Genomic DNA, 17,964 nt, shown 5'->3' with positions numbered 1-17,964 from the left:
ATGAAACGATATATTTATATATTTTTAAGCTTCTCTTTTATATTGAACTTTATAGCCTGCGACCTGGAAGAATTGCCCCAGGCTACCGCGTCGCGCATCGCCATTTTTGAAACGGCAAGCGGTCTGGAACTTTATTCCAATTCGTTTTATGAAATGCTGCCTACCCCTTACGACGGTGTTTTTGCCATAGACGATAACAGTGATTTGATCGCGCGTAATAATGTTGATTCTCGTTTCATGCCTAACGCATTAAGCCCCGCTACAAGCAGCGGGTGGTCATGGAGTAACTTACGGAATATCAACTATTTTATTGAAAACACGGAACAAAGCTCCGTCGCGGAGAAAGAGCATTACCTGGGATTGGCCCGTTTCTTCAGAGCTTACTTCTATTTTGGAATGATAAAGCGTTTCGGAGATGTACCCTGGATTGACCGCACGATAGATGTTGATGACGATGAAACCCTGTATGGTCCCCGCCATGACCGGTTTGCGGTGATGGAGTATGTACTGGAAGATCTGAATTACGCCATAGAGCATATCTCAACAATCTCGGAGCCTACCCGCACTCTCATTACGAAGGATGTGGCGAGAGCCTTCAAGACACGCGTCTGTCTTTATGAAGCTTCTTTCAGGAAGTATCACACGCAATATGGAAAAGAAGGCACAGCCAACACTTGGTTTGAAGAAGTGGTGAAAACAGCCGATGAGATCAAGGGTTACTCCTTGATAGAAGGGGCTAACGCCTACCGCAATCTGTTCCTCCAGAAGACTCCCAATAGCAATGAAACGATATTGGCAGTTACTCTGGACGCAAATTTACAGGTATTCAGTTCCAGAAACAGAAGAACGATAAGCCCTACTTACGGGAACCGCCCTTCCCTGACGCGCCGGTTTATCAATACCTATCTGAATATCGACGGTACTCCCTTTACAAGCGATCCTGATTATAGAACAACCCCATTTACAGAAGAGGTAAAAAACAGGGATCTGCGTCTCGGTCAAACCATCCGGATCGGGGATTACCACCGTACCGAAAACGGAGTACCGATCATTGCTCCTCCTAATCTGGAGCAGGCATATACAGGTTACCAAATCATAAAAGGATGTTACGACGAGCGATTCCCGTATGACGATGAAAGCCGGAATGAGAACGCACACCTCATATTCCGTTATGCCGAGATCCTCCTGAATAAAGCGGAAGCTTTAGCCGAACTGGGTACGATGACAGATGCCCAGTGGGCATCAACGATCGGCTCTTTAAGAGCTCGTGCCGGGATACAAGGGGCGACACTCACTCAAAAACCTTCGACAGCCGATCCTTATATGATTGAGTTTTATGATGGTAAATTCACTGATCCGGTTTTATTGGAGGTGCTCCGCGAACGCGCCGTGGAAATGATCACGGAAGGGTTAAGACCCGACGACCTGATCAGATGGCGTTTAGGCGAATTATTTGCCGAAGCTCCCATGAATGGAATGTATGTGCCTGCATTGGGCGATTATGACCTGAACGAAGACGGCATAATGGATGTCTGTTTTTACCGGGGAGAACGGCCTTCCTCTTCGCAAGCCTCAGTTTTTGTTGATGTCACCTCCGCCGGGGTTGGCAGCAGGATTTTATCGAATGGCACTTCCGGAGAAATTATCTGGAATCCGGGAGCAAGAGAGTGGTTGGATAAAAAGTACCTATACCCAATCCCTGAGGCGGATTTACTGAAAAATCCCAATCTGGGACAAAATCCCGGATGGGAATAGTATTGTCACCGGTATCTCAAGCAAGCCTGTCAATTATTTTCACAGGCTTGCTTGTTTTTCTTGATCGGAAAATGTAATTTCGGGCTTTAAAACATTTACCGAGTCTCTCCATCGGTACAGGTGCTTATCAATGACGATGAGACCTACCTCGACATCACGGTAGACTCCAGGATAAATGTACGGCAGAAAGATTTGTCAGGAAAAACATTACATACACATATAATCAACGGAAAAAAATGAAAAAAACAGTATTTATTTTAGGTTTGTCTCTTATGACAATAATAGCAGCAGCCTGCACGAATAACAATAGTGGGGAAGAATGCAACCTGAGAGTAGCATCGTTCAACCTGAGGATGGACACCCCAAACGATGGTGAGAATGCCTGGCCGAACAGGAAAGAGATGGTGAAAGGCCTGATCAGATTCCACGATCTTGACATTATCGGCACTCAGGAAGGATTTAAGCATCAACTTGATGATATTCTTGAATTGAACGGCTATACCTATGTGGGAGCCGGGCGTGATGACGGTAAAGATGCCGGTGAGCATTCGGCCATCATCTACAAAAAAGATCGTTTGGAATTGCTTGACAATGGTGATTTCTGGTTCTCCGAAACACCTGAGGTGCCGGGAAAAGGATGGGATGCCACCTGCTGCAACCGCATCTGCTCATGGGCAAAATTCAAAGACCAGGTATCGGGAAAGGAATTTTTCGTTTTCAACTCACACTACGACCACGAAGGAAAAGTGGCACGCAAGAATTCTTCGCTGTTACTGATAGAAAAGATCGGGCAAATTACGGGAGACAGCCCGGTATTCGCTACCGGCGACTTTAACGCCACCCCTGACGATGAACCTATTCAAACCATTTATAATGCAGGTAAACTTAACGACTCCTACCTTGTAACCGGGGAACCGCCTTACGGGACAGAAGGCACTTTCAACGCCTTCAGACCGGACGCACCTTCAAATAGCCGGATCGATTATATCTGGGTCAGCTCCGGCATCACAGTCAAAAAATACGGGGTACTCAACGACAGGCCATACGGACGGTTTCCTTCCGACCACTTTCCGGTAGTAATTCAGGCAAAGATGTAAGAGGCTTGACCAAGGTACACTTGCAAATCATACAATAAGATTTAAAACCCGGTTTGAATAAAATCAACCGGGTTTTAATCTATAAGCATATTGTAAAGATCTAAATGGTCTGAATCTTTACGATAACTTTCCCAACGCCTTTTTGATACGTGCTATCGCCTCGGTAATGCTCTCATCGGAAGTGGCATACGACAAACGAATGCATCCGGGTGCGCCGAATGCATCCCCCCCGACACAAGCCACGTGAGCCTCTTCCAGTATATACATTGCCAGATCTGTAGCTGTCTGTATTGTTTTTCCGTTATACGACCGCCCCAAATAGCTTGAGCAATCAGGGAAAATATAGAAAGCACCCATCGGGCTGTTCACTTTCAATCCGGGAATCTGTCCCAGTAACTCTACGATAAGGTTCCTTCTCCTTTCAAAAGCTATCCGCATCTCTCCCACGCAGGATTGATCTCCGGTATAGGCTGCCAGGGCTGCTTTTTGAGAGATTGAAGACGGGCCCGATGTATATTGCCCCTGCAACATACTGCAAGCCGATGCGATCCACTGCGGTGCGGCAATCCATCCTATACGCCATCCAGTCATGGCATATCCTTTCGACACACCGTTTATCACTACCACCCGGTCACGAACAGTACTGAACTGCGCGATCGACTCATGTTGTCCAATATAGTTGATATGTTCATATATCTCGTCGGCAATCACATACACTTGTGGATATTTTTCCAGTACACCGGCTAATGCAGCTAATTCTTCTTTGGTATATACACTTCCGGTCGGATTCGACGGAGAACAGAGGATCAGCGCTTTGGTCTTCGGAGTGATAGCTTCTTCCAGTTGCTGCGGAGTGATTTTAAAATTCTGCTCAATTCCGGCATAAACGAAGACCGGTGTTCCTTCCGCAAGTTTTACCATCTCCGGATAACTCACCCAGTAAGGTGCGGGAATAATCACCTCTTCACCCTTGTCCACAATAGAAAGGATAACATTACACAACGACTGTTTTGCTCCACCGGAGACTACAATTTGAGCAGGAGTATATTCCAGCTCATTTTCGGCTTGCAGCTTTTCGCAAATCGCTTTCTTCAGGTCGGGAAATCCGGCCACTGGAGAATAAAAAGAGAAATTATCGTCAATCGCTTTCTTGGCCGCCTCCTTTATATGCTTAGGGGTATTAAAGTCGGGTTCCCCCACACTCATGTTGATCACATCAATGCCCTGAGCTTTCAGTTCATTGCTCTTTTGTGCCATCGCGAACGTTTCAGAAGGCGATAGGGCGGTCAGTCTGACTGATAATAAATCCTTCATAAATTGTAATAAATTTAGACTTTTTGTTAGATAACGGAGGCAAAGATATATAAAAATATTATTTCAATAGACGATTTCCTATATAAATGATTATAATACAATCGCACTGCTTTACAAAAAGCAAAAAAGGCTGTATAAAACAGCCTTACTATATATTTTATTCAATTAGTTTCTTAAATCAAAGCTTTCGTAATCCCTTTTCGGATTACTCAGCTTCAGACACCAGTCCTTTTCATCAGCTCGCCATACGCAAGCCGGCTCTCAAACTCCTAAGCCTGTTCACCCTGTTTGCACGGTATGCAGCAGACCCGTTTGAGATGTTCTGCTCCAGATATTTTATCTGAGACAGAATTTCTTCTTTAGTTAGGCTTTTGATAGTCATAATTTTCCTTTCATTTAAAAGTTATGATTTATCGGCAACCGTTCACAAGTTACAAGAAGCCCTTGTCAGTAAATTAATTGATAACCTAAAAGTGATTTCAAATAACTCGCTTGCCATTTAAATCGACACAAAGATACAACAAAAAACATGTTATACAACATATTTTTGATAGATTTTTGCATAATGAGATAGAATTAGTCTATCACAAAGATATTTTAATACAACATTTTCGTTAAGCAATATGAACAGAAGACAAGCTTGCTTGGACTATGTCATTGCGAGAAAATGCCTAATTTTAATGAACAATTCAATTTGTATGGGATACTGATAAAATCCCGGCATATCCAGAGGGACGGATCATGATGGAAATTTGTTGGTAAATTTTGTTAAATAAATTATCCTGATGCAAGGTTTCCTTGTTTCCGGGATTTAGTATTTATAGAACGAGAGAAATATAAGATGTATAACAATTTATCAATATTAAAGTTATGAAGATTACAAAACCACTTTTATTGACAGGAGGTCTTCTTTGTTTCCTCCTTTTATTTCAGTCATGTCTGAAGGATGATTCGGAAAACACTTACTGGCCAAATGCGCTTGTGACAGTCAAACTGATCGACGATAACTCTGTGTATCTGCAATTGGATGATAACACAACGCTACTGCCTGTAAACCTGACGAAACATCCCTTCGATTCCAAAGAGGTCCGTGCCTTGGTGAACTACAAAGAAGTCGATGAACCCAGTGGAATATATAGCAAAGCAGTGCATGTGAACTGGATTGACAGCATTCGGACAAAACCGATGGTTCCTGATTTGGGTGATGAAAATAATTCTGTATATGGAAATGATCCGGTGGAGATCATCAACGATTGGGTAACGATTGTCGAGGACGGTTATCTAACCTTGCGTTTCAGGACCTTATGGGGAGGAGATCCGACAAAGATCCATTATGTCAATCTTGTTGAAAGCCCGGATCCCGAGAAACCGTATGAAGTGGAATTCAGGCATAATGCCTCTGGTGATGTACATGGAACAATGGGAGATGCTTTGGTAGCATTCAAACTGGATAGATTGCCTGATACGGAAGGCGAAACAGTGAAATTGAAGTTGAAATGGAATTCATTCAGCGGAGAGAAGTCTGTAGAATTTGACTATAACTCCCAAGCTTCATCGCCCGTCCAATCAGCAACAACATACAACAGGAGTGAGATTAATATAAAATAGGTAACGATAAAGACAAAAAACGGGATATCTGTGCCTGTAAAATAAAAAGTTTTTTTACAGGCAGAATAATTATGAGGTTGTACCTTTGTAAAATGGTACAACCTCTGGTTTAGAAAGTTTTTTGATGTCAATGTTAGAGGAGAAAGATAAGGAGCAAGAGCTACTGAGAAAGATCTTATCGGGCGATATCATTGCTATGAAAGAGTTCTATAATAATTATTCTGGGTATCTTACCACAGTATGCTCTCGTTATATCTCTAACACGGACGATGTAAAGGATGTTCTACAGGAAAGTTTTATAAAAATATTCAAATCAATAGCCAATTTTAAATATAAGGGAGTGGGATCTCTAAAGGCATGGAGCAGCCGTATAGTGGTCAATGAATCATTAAAGTTTCTCAAAAAAAATGAGAAATTGAATGTCATCAATAGCCCGATATGGGATTTACCAGATATCAGTGAAGAAGAAGCTGATTTTGAACAAATTCCGGCATCCGCTATATTGGAGATGATCCGAGCCCTTCCGGCGGGATACAGGACAGTGTTCAACTTGTATATTTTCGAAGAGAAAAGCCATAAAGAAATTGCATCGATATTGAATATTACGGAAAATACCTCGGCATCACAGTTGCACAGGGCTAAAAGTTTTTTAGCAAAGCAGATTAATGAGTACAGGTCTTTAAAATAATGAAGTCATGAATAGTCAGTGGTCGGATAATCTGCGCAAAAGGATGGAAGCTCATGAAGAACCTTCTCCGGACGGGTTATGGGAGGATATTGAACGGATCGCAGCCAGAGAACTCCCTTTCCGGACGGAAGGACACCCTGTTCAATTTCCATCAGGACAAAAAAAGGCACTGTTGTGGGCCAAAAGAATCGGTGCGATAGCCGCCATCCTGTTAATCCTACTTTTTGTCGGGAATCTCTTCCTGAAAGAAGACACCCTGCACTCTCCTGCAATTTCCCAGAGACCGGAAGTGGGACACAAGCCGGGGAGCAATCTCTCCATAGACCACGATAACGAGGAGATTCTTCTCCCGGAAGAAGGCCACCGTGAGTCGCTTGCCCCTGACAACCATACCATAACCTTCACAGCATTGGCTTCTACAGCATCTGTAGAAAGAAAAATGGATGATTTCTTTAGTGATAAGGAAGAGGACGAGCCTGACAGTGGAGACCAAAGCGAACATCCCGAAGAAGGAGCCGGTATAGAGGAAAAAGCTACCGATAAATACGCTGTATCAAGAGACCAGCATCACGATTATCATACGCCTGAACCCGATATCCATCATCCGATAACTACACGGCGGAACAAACCGGCAAGGTGGCAGACAAGTCTTTACGCCTCAAATACCTCATCAGGCCCTTCAAAGACATACAATGGTTATAGAAGTTTTCTGGCCGAAGAGGTTTCTATGGGAAAAGATGATGTGGTGCCTCTTTTAGTAAAATATCCGCATGAAGGAATTGTTGATGCAAATAAACAGAGTACGGTCTATACTGAGGCGAAACACAGGCAGCCCGTGACAATGGGAGCTTCCATAAAGTATAATTTAGACGAAAAATGGAGTCTTACAAGTGGATTAACCTATACCATACTATCCTCGCAACTCCGGTCGGGCAGTGACAGTCATTATTATATCAGTGAACAAACCCTGCACAATATTGGTATCCCTCTGAGCATTAATTATAATCTCTGGAAGGTCAGGAATGTATCAATCTATGTATCAGGAGGAGGAATGGTAGAAAAGAACGTTTCCGGCAAATTAAGCACGGATTATGTCGTTAATGATAAACTTGAATCCACCGAAAAAGATAATATATCCATAGACCAGTTGCAATGGTCGTTCAATACCTCGGTGGGTGTAGAATATAATCTTTTTTCAAAGATAGGATTGTATGTAGAACCGGGTGTGATATATTATTTTAAGAATGGAAGTGAAGTTGAAACAATATACAAGGAGAAGCCGGTGAACGTTAATCTTAGGGTGGGTCTCCGTTTTTCATTGGGCAAATAAACAAGAACTCCCTGTAAACTATTCTCCTACAATGTATTACATGTTTCATGGAAGCGGAGGATTCGAACCTCGCACTAAAAAATATTAGAAAGAACTTTTTGCGCAATCAAATGTATTGAGTAAATTTGCTAACTATATTGAGTAAATTTACAACACATGTTTGAAAGACCTTATTTAAAGTCAATTAAAGCAAGAATTGAAGAACCCAGAAAGTTCATTCAAGTCATTTTAGGCCCTCGTCAGGTGGGTAAAACAACGATGGTTACCCAACTCTTATCCCAATTATCCATTTCCAATCTATTTGAATCTGCGGATGCTATCTCAGCAACAAATCCAACGTGGATTGCACAAGTATGGGAATCAGCCAGATTGCAAATGAAAGCATCTGGTGCAACAGAATTTCTATTGGTTATTGATGAAATACAAAAAATAGATAACTGGAGCGAAGTCATCAAACAACAATGGGACAAAGACACTCGTGAAAACACCAATATCAAAGTAATTATTCTTGGTTCTTCTCGCTTATTAATTCAGAAAGGATTAACAGAATCTTTAGCCGGACGGTTTGAAGCATTGTATTTGAGACACTGGTCATATGTAGAGATGCAAGAAGCTTTTGGGTGGAGCATAGAGCAATATGTTTATTTTGGAGGATATCCGGGATCAGCATCCTTAATTAATGATGAACAACGTTGGAAGAACTATATAAGAGATTCTCTTGTAGAAACCAGTATTTCCAAAGACATATTAATGCTGACAAGAGTAGATAAACCTGCCTTACTGAAACGTTTGTTTGAACTTGGCTCTCTATATTCGGGCCAAATTCTTTCTTATACAAAGATATTAGGCCAACTTCAGGATGCAGGCAATACAACTACGCTGGCAAATTACCTAAAGCTTTTATCAGATTGTGGCCTATTGGGAGGTTTAGATAAATATGCCGGAGACATAATCCGTAAACGAGGCTCAAGCCCAAAGTTTCAAGTCTATAATAATGCTTTGATTACTTCTCAAGGTAATGATACTTATGAGAAAGCGATCATTCATCCGGAACTATGGGGGCGACTTGTCGAATCTTCTGTTGGAGCACATTTGATTAATCATTCCATTTCTGAAAGATATAATCTTTACTATTGGCGGGATGGTAATTACGAAGTCGATTTTGTTTTGGAAAAAGGAGATAAAGTGATTGGACTTGAGGTAAAAAGTGGTATGAAAGCCGATAATGCAGGTATGGGAATATTTACAGGAAAATTTCATCCGGAAAAAGTCTTACTTGTTGGAACTGGAGGGCTTCCTTATGATGAGTTTTTGAAAATAAATCCAAAAGAGTTATTTTGATTTATAAAGAAAAGATGGCAATTAAAAATCAGACAAGGCCTACAAGTCATTGAACTTGTAGGCCTTGTCTGATTTTTGTCGCCTTTTGGCTTTGTATTTCAGCGGAAGCGGGGGGATTCGAACCCTGCTACCCAACCTATTCAAATTCAATATTTTATTTCTTTCATTGGATCTATGGGGTACGGCTAAGAGCGCATTCTTAATGATTGCTCCTATCTTAGCTTTGTCACCATAATACTCAGGTTCAAAGTTACTCCTATTTTTTTAATTTACAAATACCTATGGAATAATGTTTTAAGTTTGGTGCAAGGTGCAAGTATCTATATATAGATGGCTTGCACCTTGCACTAAAAAACGGGCTTACTCTCTCCTAGTACCTGATCACCTACAACAGAATCGGCTTAATCCAATCTTTAATTCACAATATCATTCACAAAATTTGCAAGAGTATTATTATTAATATATCTTTGAATTATCATTGATAATTTATTTATTGTGAAAGTATCTGAAATTCTTACAGTAAAGAGCTACATTGAAACTCTAAAGGACTTCTCTGTTGGAGATGTTCGGAAATTTCGTATTGTAGGAACTGACTATACAGGATTTCACAATGCAAAAAGCCGGTTGTTAAAAAAGGGACTTGACTTTCAATTCAATAGGATTGATGAAAAGTCAGATTGTTTTATGATAATAAAGAGAACCAAATAATATGGCAAATGAACGAAAAACAGATTTCTTTATTGGAAAGTTATTAACCGATTCTGGAATCAATTTCACCCCTAACGGAAGTGATATAAAAGAAATACATGAGGCCTTGAAAACAGCATCAAAAAAAGGTACTGGAAAAGTAGGATTTCCTGAATTTGTCTGTAAATCAAAAGACTTTATTCTAGTCATAGAAGACAAACATGATACAGACAAACATGCAATCTATCTCAATGATGATAAAACAAAATGATTATCCGCAATAGTTCCTATTGTAAATTCTTGACTTGAAATCAGGAGCATACGTTACAGCGGCTATCAACAGTCTTTCAAACTGGTTTTCCCCGAAGTAACGCCTGTTGAATTTATAACAGAACTGGTTGAGATAATATTGCAAGTATTCCGGTTTTATCTTGTAATACACGCCCAAGAGCTGTCGTTTGGCATTGCTGATCGCGGTATGGACCCAGGGCAGCACATTGGAAAGATCCTCGTGTGGAATAACGGATGCCGTATGTGAATGGACATGCTCTTTCAATTTAGTGTAAGAAGTTGAGTCATCGGTGGTCAGGTCCGCCGTGCTTTCAACGTGCTCTTTGACATTCCTTGTAATTGTACCGGCTTTCAAGTCGTTGATGACTTTCATCTTCAGGTATCTGACCTTCTTGGGTTTCTTACCCGGTTTGGGGTTTTCAACGGTTTTGCTTTCAGCCATTACCAGCACTTTGGTCTTTTTTTGGCTCCCGCGGCCGCGCTTCAACGGTTTGTCCCTCTCTTGAAGGGATATTTCGGTGGAAAAGAAGGCGTCGTCCAACTCGATGGCTCCCTCAAGGGTGTACTCATCATCGCGTTTGCCCATCACGTCACGCAGTTTATTGACCATTTCCCATATGGGCTGGTAACGCTTGTGCCCCAGCTGGCGCTGCAGCTCCGCCGCGGAAAAGGAGCCCTTGGTCGCCGTGAGCAGGTGCATGGCCACGAACCAGTAACGGTAAGGCAGGTTGGAGTGCTGCATGACGGTGCCTGAACGCAAGGTTTGGCGTGCGCGACAACGCTTGCATTCATAGGCCTGCTTGTTTTCCAGCCAATAATGTTCTTTACAATTGCAATGCCGACAGGTTACTCCCATTTGGTCTCTTTGTTCTTTGAATTTTTTCCGACAGGATTCCTCATCGGGGTAATTTATAGCAAAATCCAGGATATTCATAGCTTGAATCTTTATATCGTTATCGATGTAAATATAATGAATATCAGTGAATTGCACAAGCATTTTCGAAACTTATTTATAACTTTTTCCCGCTAAATTCTTTAGGAATAACTGCGGATAATCATATAAAACAATATTAGCGGAAGATGCAACATCAATCTCAAATTACGCAAAAAATGGAGCATTGCATTATGCCAGGCATATAATTGCAAATACCGAGTATAAGCGGATATTTGCGTTTGGCTGTTCAGGAGATGAGAAACACCATGAAATAACTCCCATATTTGTAGATGAAAGTGGATATATTATACTACACGAGGTTGAAAATTTTGAAAATTTTTCCGAGAAAAACATTGAACGATATTATCGAGAGCAAGTTTTAGGAGAAACTCCTATTGAAACATTAGAATTAGAAGATATATTAAAAAAATCAGCAGGTCTACATGAGGATTTACGGAATTACGGTCAATTAGGAGATAATGAGAAACCTTTAGTAGTTTCTGCTATTCTATTAGCTTTGAGTGATAAAGACTTTAATGTAGATTCTCTTACCGGAGATGATTTAAATACTGATGGCAAAAAGATATATTCGGCCCTATCCAATTATATGGATCGTGTAGAAGTCACACCTACTTTCAAAAGAGATAAAGTATTGGGACAGTTTAACCTTATCAAAGATAGAACAATATTAAATACAGTAAATGATTATTTGCAAGAGACCCCATTGAAGTATTTCACTAAATATTTAAAGAAAAATGTACTTGCTTCTGTGAAAGCTAATCACACAGAAGATGTTTTAGGTCGTTTTTATGGTGAATTTATTCGGTTTAGTGGTGGAGATGGACAAACACTAGGAGTTGTTTTAACTCCTTCTCATATAACAGAGTTATTTTGTGATCTGGTAGAAATAAAGCCTACGGATCGCGTGTTCGACCCATGTTGTGGAACAGGAGGCTTTCTTATTGCAGCAATGCACAAGATGCTTCTGCAAGCAAGTTCTGAAAAACAGAAAAAAGAAATACGTAAAGAACAACTCTATGGAATAGAAATCAGAGAAGACATGTTTTCTATTGCAACAACTAATATGATTCTGAGAGGTGATGGGAAAAGCAATCTGGAGAACCTAGATTTTCTGAAACAATCGGTAGAATCTCTACGAGAAAAAAATATTACTGTTGGCTTTATGAATCCACCTTATTCTCAGGCCAAAAACAAAGAGACTGCATATCTTTCAGAAATACATTTCATAAAACATCTTTTGGATGGATGTGCTGATGCTGCTCGATGTGCAGTTATTGTTCCTCAATCGACAATGATTGGAAAAACTAAGGAAGACAAAAAAGTGAAAGCTGAAATATTAAAATATCATACACTTGAGGGAGTTATAACACTTAATAAAGAGACATTTTATCGAGTAGGCACAAATCCATGTATTGCCGTTTTCACTGCCCATAAACCTCATGATAAAAATAAATATTGCAAGTTTGTAAATTTTGAAGATGATGGTTATATCGTCAGTAAACATATCGGATTAGTAAAAACAGAGCGGACTATTGAGAAAAAGCAGCAATTATTAAATTGCTGGCTTCATGATGCACCATCAGAGAGTCGATTCATGGTAAAAACGACCGTAGAAGCTAGTGATGAATGGTTGCATTCATTTTACTATTTTAACGACGAAATTCCCAAAGATAATGATTTTGAAAAAACGATGTCAGACTATCTTATTTTTGAATTTAATATGGTTTTACAAGGTAGAGGTTATTTATTTGAAGAGGAGAAATAATTATGAAACTGAGTTTAAAAGATCGAGATTGGGGAGTTTTTTTTCTTGATGATCTGTTTGATATTTATTCAACATCAAGTAGCATAGACAGAAATAAGCTGAATGCAAAATCAGGGAGATTTCCATACATAACACGAACTGATAAAAACAATGGTTATGATGACTTTGTGCAAATACAAGCAGAAAAATACAAAATAGATAAAGCAAATGTAATTACTGTAGGTTTAGACACTCAAACTGTTTTTTATCAACCTTACCCATTTTACACAGGGCAAAACATTCAGATCTTATCAAGTGAAGAACTAAATAAATATATTGCGCTATATTTAATTCCATTGATATCAATACAAATGACCAAGTTTAATTGGGGTGGAAATGGAGCTACTTTATCACGATTAAAAAGAAGCAAAATCCTTTTACCTATAACCCCTCAAGGAAAACCGGATTATCCTTTCATGGAAGCATTTATGCGTCAAAAAGAAAAAGAAAAAAAAGAGGTATATAAATATTTTATACAAAAAAGATATTCTGAAATAAAAGATGTTCGAATCATACCTCTATCAGAAAAAGAATGGGGAGAGTATAAGATTGGTGATCTATTCATATTGGAGCAAGGTAAATCTAAAGGACTTAATCATTTACAAAAAACAACTCATGGGATAAGCTATCTTGGTGCAACTAATAATAATAATGCTGTTCTTACATTTGTAGAAATGTCCGAGAATTTAGTTCAAAGAGGAAACTGTATTGCTTTTATAAGGAACGGAGAAGGCTCCATGGGGTATTCTGTATATAAAGAAGAAGACTTTATTGCGACTTCTGATATTTCTGTGGGGTACAATGAACACCTGAACAGATATAATGGGTTGTTCATTACAACAATAGCAGATAAAGTTAGGGGTAAATACAACTTTGGCTATAAAAGAAGTGGGGAAAGGCTCGCAAAAGAGGTCTTGAGGCTACCTACAAACTCAAAGGGAGAACCTGATTATAACTACATGGAACAATATATGAAATTACAGGAATACAAAAAATTAAAAGAGTATCTTAGTCTTTCAAACGAATATTTGTCGCACTAAAGGACTCCTTATTTTTCTTTTTGTCAAAAGACGGTTTAGGAATGAATGTTACTATTTGTCCTGTTTTTGAACCAGATGGGAGATCTCGCTTTTTACAGAAGAAAGATTCACCTTTTTTTGTTTCAATGAAACAAAATGACCTATCATCATACAAATTGAGGATTTTACCTGTAATTCTTTTTTGAGAGTTGTCATACGATGATTGCAGAGGGATGTATGTTCTCCATATATTTTTGCACTTGTCTTCTAAGTCTTTTGTGGACATACCTTCTATATTTTGAGACGGATTTAACATTCTCAATTTATCGTTAATGTCCTTCAAACCCCAGCCATTATCTTCTCTTATATTTTTAGATAAGAGCAAATGAATGTAAGCATCATCATCATCATTCTGGTCAATAAAAAAATCTGCAATATTGGCATATAGTGTCACTTTCTTTGCAGTAAACATAGGCTTAGATGCTGCAGCCCTAATCATGTAAGAAAGAGCTTCTTCCTTCTTATTTTGTAGTTTTAACAACATGCCATATTCTTGCAATAACCACCAATCAACATTTCGGGAAAAGGACATGGCCTTCTTATATGATTCTCCAGCTTTTTCATAATCATCTAACCGCATATAAGCTTTTGCTTTTAATCTTTCAAAATAAAGCCCTTTACGAGTAATTTTATCTGAATTTTCAGCAATGATGGAAATAGCTTGTTCTTCATTCTTCAAATTTATCAAAGCTTCAACTCGATAATAATACCAACGCTCAATTTGGCTCCATCCCTCATTTTCCCGCTCTAATGTTTCAGGATCAATTAAGACAATCCACTCATTCAAGACAGACCAATCTTTAATATTCTTTGCAAATTTCAGTAGTTTGAATATCGTATAGTTATGGGCAATAGTATCTGGATTAGCTTTTAGAATATTATTAACGATGGCTATTAAATCATCTAAAGAGCCAGTCTCCGGAAAGCTATTCAATTGATCCTGAATTAATGTCCAAGCATATTCATTACGCCCCCATTTAAAATCTGGATATTTTTCTATGATTTCATCAGCCAAAGGGGTTGCGTCTTTAAAACGCCCTGTTTTCCTATAACAGTTTATAAGTCCTGATATATTGTATTTATCAGGATTGTCTCTGTACAACTCTTCATATAAAGGGATTGCTGCAACAAAATCTCCTTTCTTTCTTAATTCATTTGCTCTTTCACTTTTATCAGAAAGACTTTCCATTTACTTAAGCTTGAGAAATTACTGATTCCGTTGTTTTAAAGTGGATTTTTGCTATTTTTCGCAGGGTATTTTCTCCTAGATTATTGAATATTACTTTTGCTTGCTCTACAACGTCTTTCGACACCCCTTTAGATAAAGCTATATTATATTCAATGGATAGCTTATTAAGTTTTTCAAGAAATCTGGCTCGAGCTAACACAGATGCTGCAGCTACTGCAATATTGCTCTCTGCTTTATGTTCTTGACGAAGCGTTATTTTTTTCCCTTTTTCTTGGAGTTTACTGATAATAAACTTTTCGTCAGCGAATTTATCAGATAGTGCATTATCACAATCCACTTTAGTTAATACTTCTTCAATGGCCTTAGCATGCCCCCAAGCTAATAAAGTATTTAAATTTTTACCTTCTTCTTTAAACTTATCATATAAATTATTATATGTTTCTGGAGAAATCTCAATGACAGCAAATCGGTCTTTACAAATTGCTTTAATTTTATTAGCTAGAAGAGGAATACTTTTATCACTAATTTTTTTACTGTCCTTAATTCCAATTTGCTCTAATAGAGGTTTTTTATCTAAATCAACAAAAACTCCGGCTGCTACCAAGGGGCCAAAATAATCTCCTTTACCAGACTCATCCGTTCCTATCAAAGGAAAAAAATCATTATCTTGGATGCTACCTTTGGGGACAGGGGCTACTTCCATATTACCTATCTCTTGCTTTCCTTCGAGAATATTTGCTATCTCTGATTTTATCAAAAAGTCATTTATCGGAGAATAATCATAACGAATATTTCCTTTATTATTAGAGAAGATTCGGACTATTGATTTTGAACCAGCTTTACTAAGAGATAATTGAACTCCGTAATTTATTTCTTTGATTTCTAAAATCGAATATCCACTACTCTCAAGCTTAGGTCTTGATATAAGAACTACTTCATTTAATTTTTTTCTTAATTCATCCATGATCACAACATTTAAGGATTTTCTTTTACCAGTTCTCCAGACGAATTATTAATAGCAAGTTTTCTTTTAAAAAAAACTTTTTGAATGCGAGTTAGAACAGATTTTTTTTCTACTACCTCCCAATGTTCTGCAAAGTAATTATTCGCTATTTTTAAATATTCATTGGGTATCTGTATTTTTCTAAAAGTTTTTACGTTCAATTCTCCATTTTCGAAATTAGCAAAATAGAATCTATCCTTCAGCCCATTGTTTATAAGAAAATCAAAATATAAATTAGCATCAGATATACTATTTTTTAGATCGGAAACTAAATCTTTTAGATAAACATCCGGTCTTTCCCAAGTTTGAAATATAACCAATATTTCTTTTTGAGAAAGTATCAAAAAAGTATATGATGTATTATTAGATCTCATATAAATTCAATTCCAATTCTTACACAAGCTATTTATGAGTCTTAAACACTCTTTTGTTATTTCAAGACTCTCGTCATACCCAATTATTCTAGTTCCTTCAACCAAATTATCCGCGTGAAATAAGGGATGTCTAGTTTTATTAAAGAATGAATAAGCATTCTCTAAACATCTGCAAGTTGATTCATTTGCAAACAGGGCTTCTTTTTCCGACTTTAGGATAAAAGACTTAGTCTTTTTCTTTTCTTCGAAAAATTCACCGATTTTTTCAAAGTTTGACCCGATTTCATCAACAAATCTTTTCTTTATAATTCCTTCCAAAGCTTTTAAAGCAGAAAAACAATAAGAGCTATAATCTGGAAGTTTAATAATGGTATTAATCAACAATAATGACGTATTGAGAAACATCTCAATTTTTCCTTCAATTTTGTCATAATTATACATTATATGTTGTCTCAAATCACTATTTAAAATCTCTGATTCAGTATCTGTTATGGATAATAGAGTTTTTAAATCTTCAATAGTATCATTACTGCTCAATAATGGAGTATATTGAACTGTAAAATCAAGAAAAAGAGGTGTTATACGCCCTTGAGCAAGTAACGTTCTATTATTATAATAGTTTACATTTAATTCATCCTTGTATTTTCCTATAATTTTATAGGAGTATTTAATATTAGGATCCTTTATATCTTTATTTTTTATAGTATATCCAGCTTCTTCGAGAGTCTCTATAAATGCTAAAAAATTATCCCCTCCAACATTATTTAGAGTCACACTTTTTCTTTCAGCAAACTCCAATTTTGTTTCTTGTATAATATAATTTTGGCAATTCTCACATACAGTATATAAATTCTTTTTCCCTGCAATAGAGAAAGAAATTTGTCCTCTTTTAATATAATAGAATAATATACCCTTGTCCTTCCCTTTGCTTATTTCTATTCTCTTCTTAGTATCGGTTTCACTTATATGAGTGAATTTATAGTCCTCTCCTAAATTAGACACAAAATCTTTAGCTGCAGGCTCTATTTCGTCAGGGATCAATGAATAAACTGGATTTGCCATAATTTGTAAAGATAAATTACCGCAAATATAAGCATAAATATTAATATCACATTCAAGAATACCATTAAACATCTATCCTTTAAATGATTATAGTTGTACCACATTCGTCTATTTATAACAAAGTATGCACCTAACTTGTTTTACTCTTTGATTTTAGAATAACAATTCTGATTCATAACACAGACACAACCAAAAACACAGCACCCTTATTTACGGTTAATTAACAGCAGTCTCCTTACTTATACATGTTTCTAACTTTAATACTATCATATCAATTCCGGCATTTGGTCTAGTCCGTCTTTTATACCAGTTAAGGTTGTCCTATTTTTGCTGGTAAGAAAACTATGTGGAACCATAAACACTTTGAAGAGATTTATTCCCGTTACC

Annotated in this window: 15 protein-coding genes; 9 read left to right on the top strand and 6 right to left on the bottom strand. The window is 37.9% G+C overall.

What is annotated here, in order from left to right:
- Both PSM36_RS02135 and PSM36_RS02130 read left to right on the top strand, forming a co-directional pair.
- Complete coding sequence (locus tag PSM36_RS02135) at positions 1-1,755, top strand: RagB/SusD family nutrient uptake outer membrane protein (RefSeq protein ID WP_076928582.1); 1,755 nt, start codon at positions 1-3, stop codon at positions 1,753-1,755.
- Positions 1,756-1,991: 236 nt separating this feature from the next.
- A complete protein-coding gene (locus PSM36_RS02130; protein ID WP_076928581.1) occupies positions 1,992-2,852 on the top strand; it encodes an endonuclease/exonuclease/phosphatase family protein in 861 nt (286 codons plus the stop codon).
- 117 nt (positions 2,853-2,969) lie between these two features.
- On the opposite strand, the gene PSM36_RS02125 is transcribed toward PSM36_RS02130, so the two are convergent.
- A complete protein-coding gene (locus PSM36_RS02125) occupies positions 2,970-4,166 on the bottom strand; it encodes a pyridoxal phosphate-dependent aminotransferase (protein ID WP_076928580.1) in 1,197 nt (398 codons plus the stop codon).
- 870 nt (positions 4,167-5,036) lie between these two features.
- On the opposite strand from PSM36_RS02125, the gene PSM36_RS02120 reads away from it, so the two are divergent.
- The 5 genes from PSM36_RS02120 (at position 5,037) to PSM36_RS02095 (ending at position 10,091) form a co-directional block, all read left to right on the top strand.
- Positions 5,037-5,774, top strand: coding sequence for a NigD1/NigD2 family lipoprotein (locus tag PSM36_RS02120; protein WP_076928579.1), 738 nt, complete (start codon positions 5,037-5,039; stop codon positions 5,772-5,774).
- Positions 5,775-5,970: 196 nt separating this feature from the next.
- Positions 5,971-6,462, top strand: a complete 492-nt coding sequence (locus PSM36_RS02115; RefSeq protein ID WP_317042227.1) for an RNA polymerase sigma factor — start codon at positions 5,971-5,973, stop codon at positions 6,460-6,462.
- Between the two features lie 7 nt (positions 6,463-6,469).
- The gene (locus PSM36_RS02110; protein WP_083710892.1) at positions 6,470-7,792 is read left to right on the top strand and encodes an outer membrane beta-barrel protein; all 1,323 of its coding nucleotides are present in this window, start codon (positions 6,470-6,472) and stop codon (positions 7,790-7,792) included.
- Between the two features lie 156 nt (positions 7,793-7,948).
- A complete protein-coding gene (locus tag PSM36_RS02105) occupies positions 7,949-9,133 on the top strand; it encodes an ATP-binding protein (protein ID WP_076928576.1) in 1,185 nt (394 codons plus the stop codon).
- Between the two features lie 709 nt (positions 9,134-9,842).
- Positions 9,843-10,091 carry a hypothetical protein gene (locus tag PSM36_RS02095; RefSeq protein ID WP_076928574.1) on the top strand — a complete coding sequence of 83 codons (249 nt, stop codon included), beginning with the start codon at positions 9,843-9,845 and terminating at the stop codon, positions 10,089-10,091.
- Here the strand turns inward: PSM36_RS02095 and PSM36_RS02090 are convergent, their stop codons facing one another.
- Entirely contained in the window at positions 10,092-11,045 is a 954-nt protein-coding gene (locus PSM36_RS02090) for an IS1595 family transposase (protein WP_076929706.1), read from the bottom strand.
- Positions 11,046-11,229: 184 nt separating this feature from the next.
- Here PSM36_RS02090 and PSM36_RS02085 point away from each other — a divergent pair, with 184 nt between their 5' ends.
- On the top strand, positions 11,230-12,831 hold the full coding sequence (locus PSM36_RS02085) for an HsdM family class I SAM-dependent methyltransferase (protein ID WP_197684913.1): 1,602 nt from the start codon (positions 11,230-11,232) through the stop codon (positions 12,829-12,831).
- Positions 12,832-12,833: 2 nt separating this feature from the next.
- A complete protein-coding gene (locus tag PSM36_RS02080) occupies positions 12,834-13,910 on the top strand; it encodes a restriction endonuclease subunit S (RefSeq protein WP_154670947.1) in 1,077 nt (358 codons plus the stop codon).
- Here PSM36_RS02080 and PSM36_RS02075 read toward each other — a convergent pair.
- The 4 genes from PSM36_RS02075 to PSM36_RS02060 are packed head-to-tail and all read right to left on the bottom strand — an operon-like array spanning position 13,879 to position 17,577.
- Positions 13,879-15,138 (bottom strand): tetratricopeptide repeat protein, encoded by a 1,260-nt coding sequence (locus PSM36_RS02075; protein WP_076928571.1) that lies wholly within the window; start codon positions 15,136-15,138, stop codon positions 13,879-13,881. The two genes, PSM36_RS02080 and PSM36_RS02075, sit on opposite strands and share 32 nt — an antisense overlap.
- Before the next feature lie 4 nt (positions 15,139-15,142).
- On the bottom strand, positions 15,143-16,102 hold the full coding sequence (gene rnhC, locus PSM36_RS02070) for a ribonuclease HIII (protein WP_197684912.1): 960 nt from the start codon (positions 16,100-16,102) through the stop codon (positions 15,143-15,145).
- Positions 16,103-16,113: 11 nt separating this feature from the next.
- Positions 16,114-16,515 (bottom strand): type II toxin-antitoxin system RnlB family antitoxin, encoded by a 402-nt coding sequence (locus tag PSM36_RS02065; RefSeq protein ID WP_083710891.1) that lies wholly within the window; start codon positions 16,513-16,515, stop codon positions 16,114-16,116.
- A 6-nt stretch (positions 16,516-16,521) separates the two neighbouring features.
- Positions 16,522-17,577: a type II toxin-antitoxin system RnlA family toxin gene (locus PSM36_RS02060; protein WP_161947541.1), complete on the bottom strand. Its 1,056-nt coding sequence runs from the start codon at positions 17,575-17,577 to the stop codon at positions 16,522-16,524.
- Positions 17,578-17,964 lie beyond the last annotated feature (387 nt).

The sequence above is a fragment of the Proteiniphilum saccharofermentans genome (assembly GCF_900095135.1).
Taxonomy (GTDB): domain Bacteria; phylum Bacteroidota; class Bacteroidia; order Bacteroidales; family Dysgonomonadaceae; genus Proteiniphilum; species Proteiniphilum saccharofermentans.
The sequence above is the reverse complement of the archived record's forward strand: the minus strand, read 5'-3'. Positions and strand labels throughout refer to the sequence as shown.

Excerpts from the sequence above, each read along its gene's own strand:
- PSM36_RS02090 (WP_076929706.1), bottom strand. The coding sequence starts at position 11,045 with ATGAATATCCTGGATTTTGCTATAAATTACCCCGATGAGGAATCCTGT.
- PSM36_RS02065 (WP_083710891.1), bottom strand. The coding sequence starts at position 16,515 with ATGAGATCTAATAATACATCATATACTTTTTTGATACTTTCTCAAAAA.
- PSM36_RS02105 (WP_076928576.1), top strand. The coding sequence starts at position 7,949 with ATGTTTGAAAGACCTTATTTAAAGTCAATTAAAGCAAGAATTGAAGAA.
- PSM36_RS02110 (WP_083710892.1), top strand. The coding sequence starts at position 6,470 with ATGAATAGTCAGTGGTCGGATAATCTGCGCAAAAGGATGGAAGCTCAT.
- PSM36_RS02115 (WP_317042227.1), top strand. The coding sequence starts at position 5,971 with ATGAAAGAGTTCTATAATAATTATTCTGGGTATCTTACCACAGTATGC.
- PSM36_RS02080 (WP_154670947.1), top strand. The coding sequence starts at position 12,834 with ATGAAACTGAGTTTAAAAGATCGAGATTGGGGAGTTTTTTTTCTTGAT.
- PSM36_RS02060 (WP_161947541.1), bottom strand. The coding sequence starts at position 17,577 with ATGGCAAATCCAGTTTATTCATTGATCCCTGACGAAATAGAGCCTGCA.
- PSM36_RS02135 (WP_076928582.1), top strand. The coding sequence starts at position 1 with ATGAAACGATATATTTATATATTTTTAAGCTTCTCTTTTATATTGAAC.
- rnhC (WP_197684912.1), bottom strand. The coding sequence starts at position 16,102 with ATGGATGAATTAAGAAAAAAATTAAATGAAGTAGTTCTTATATCAAGA.
- PSM36_RS02095 (WP_076928574.1), top strand. The coding sequence starts at position 9,843 with ATGGCAAATGAACGAAAAACAGATTTCTTTATTGGAAAGTTATTAACC.
- PSM36_RS02130 (WP_076928581.1), top strand. The coding sequence starts at position 1,992 with ATGAAAAAAACAGTATTTATTTTAGGTTTGTCTCTTATGACAATAATA.
- PSM36_RS02120 (WP_076928579.1), top strand. The coding sequence starts at position 5,037 with ATGAAGATTACAAAACCACTTTTATTGACAGGAGGTCTTCTTTGTTTC.
- PSM36_RS02125 (WP_076928580.1), bottom strand. The coding sequence starts at position 4,166 with ATGAAGGATTTATTATCAGTCAGACTGACCGCCCTATCGCCTTCTGAA.
- PSM36_RS02075 (WP_076928571.1), bottom strand. The coding sequence starts at position 15,138 with ATGGAAAGTCTTTCTGATAAAAGTGAAAGAGCAAATGAATTAAGAAAG.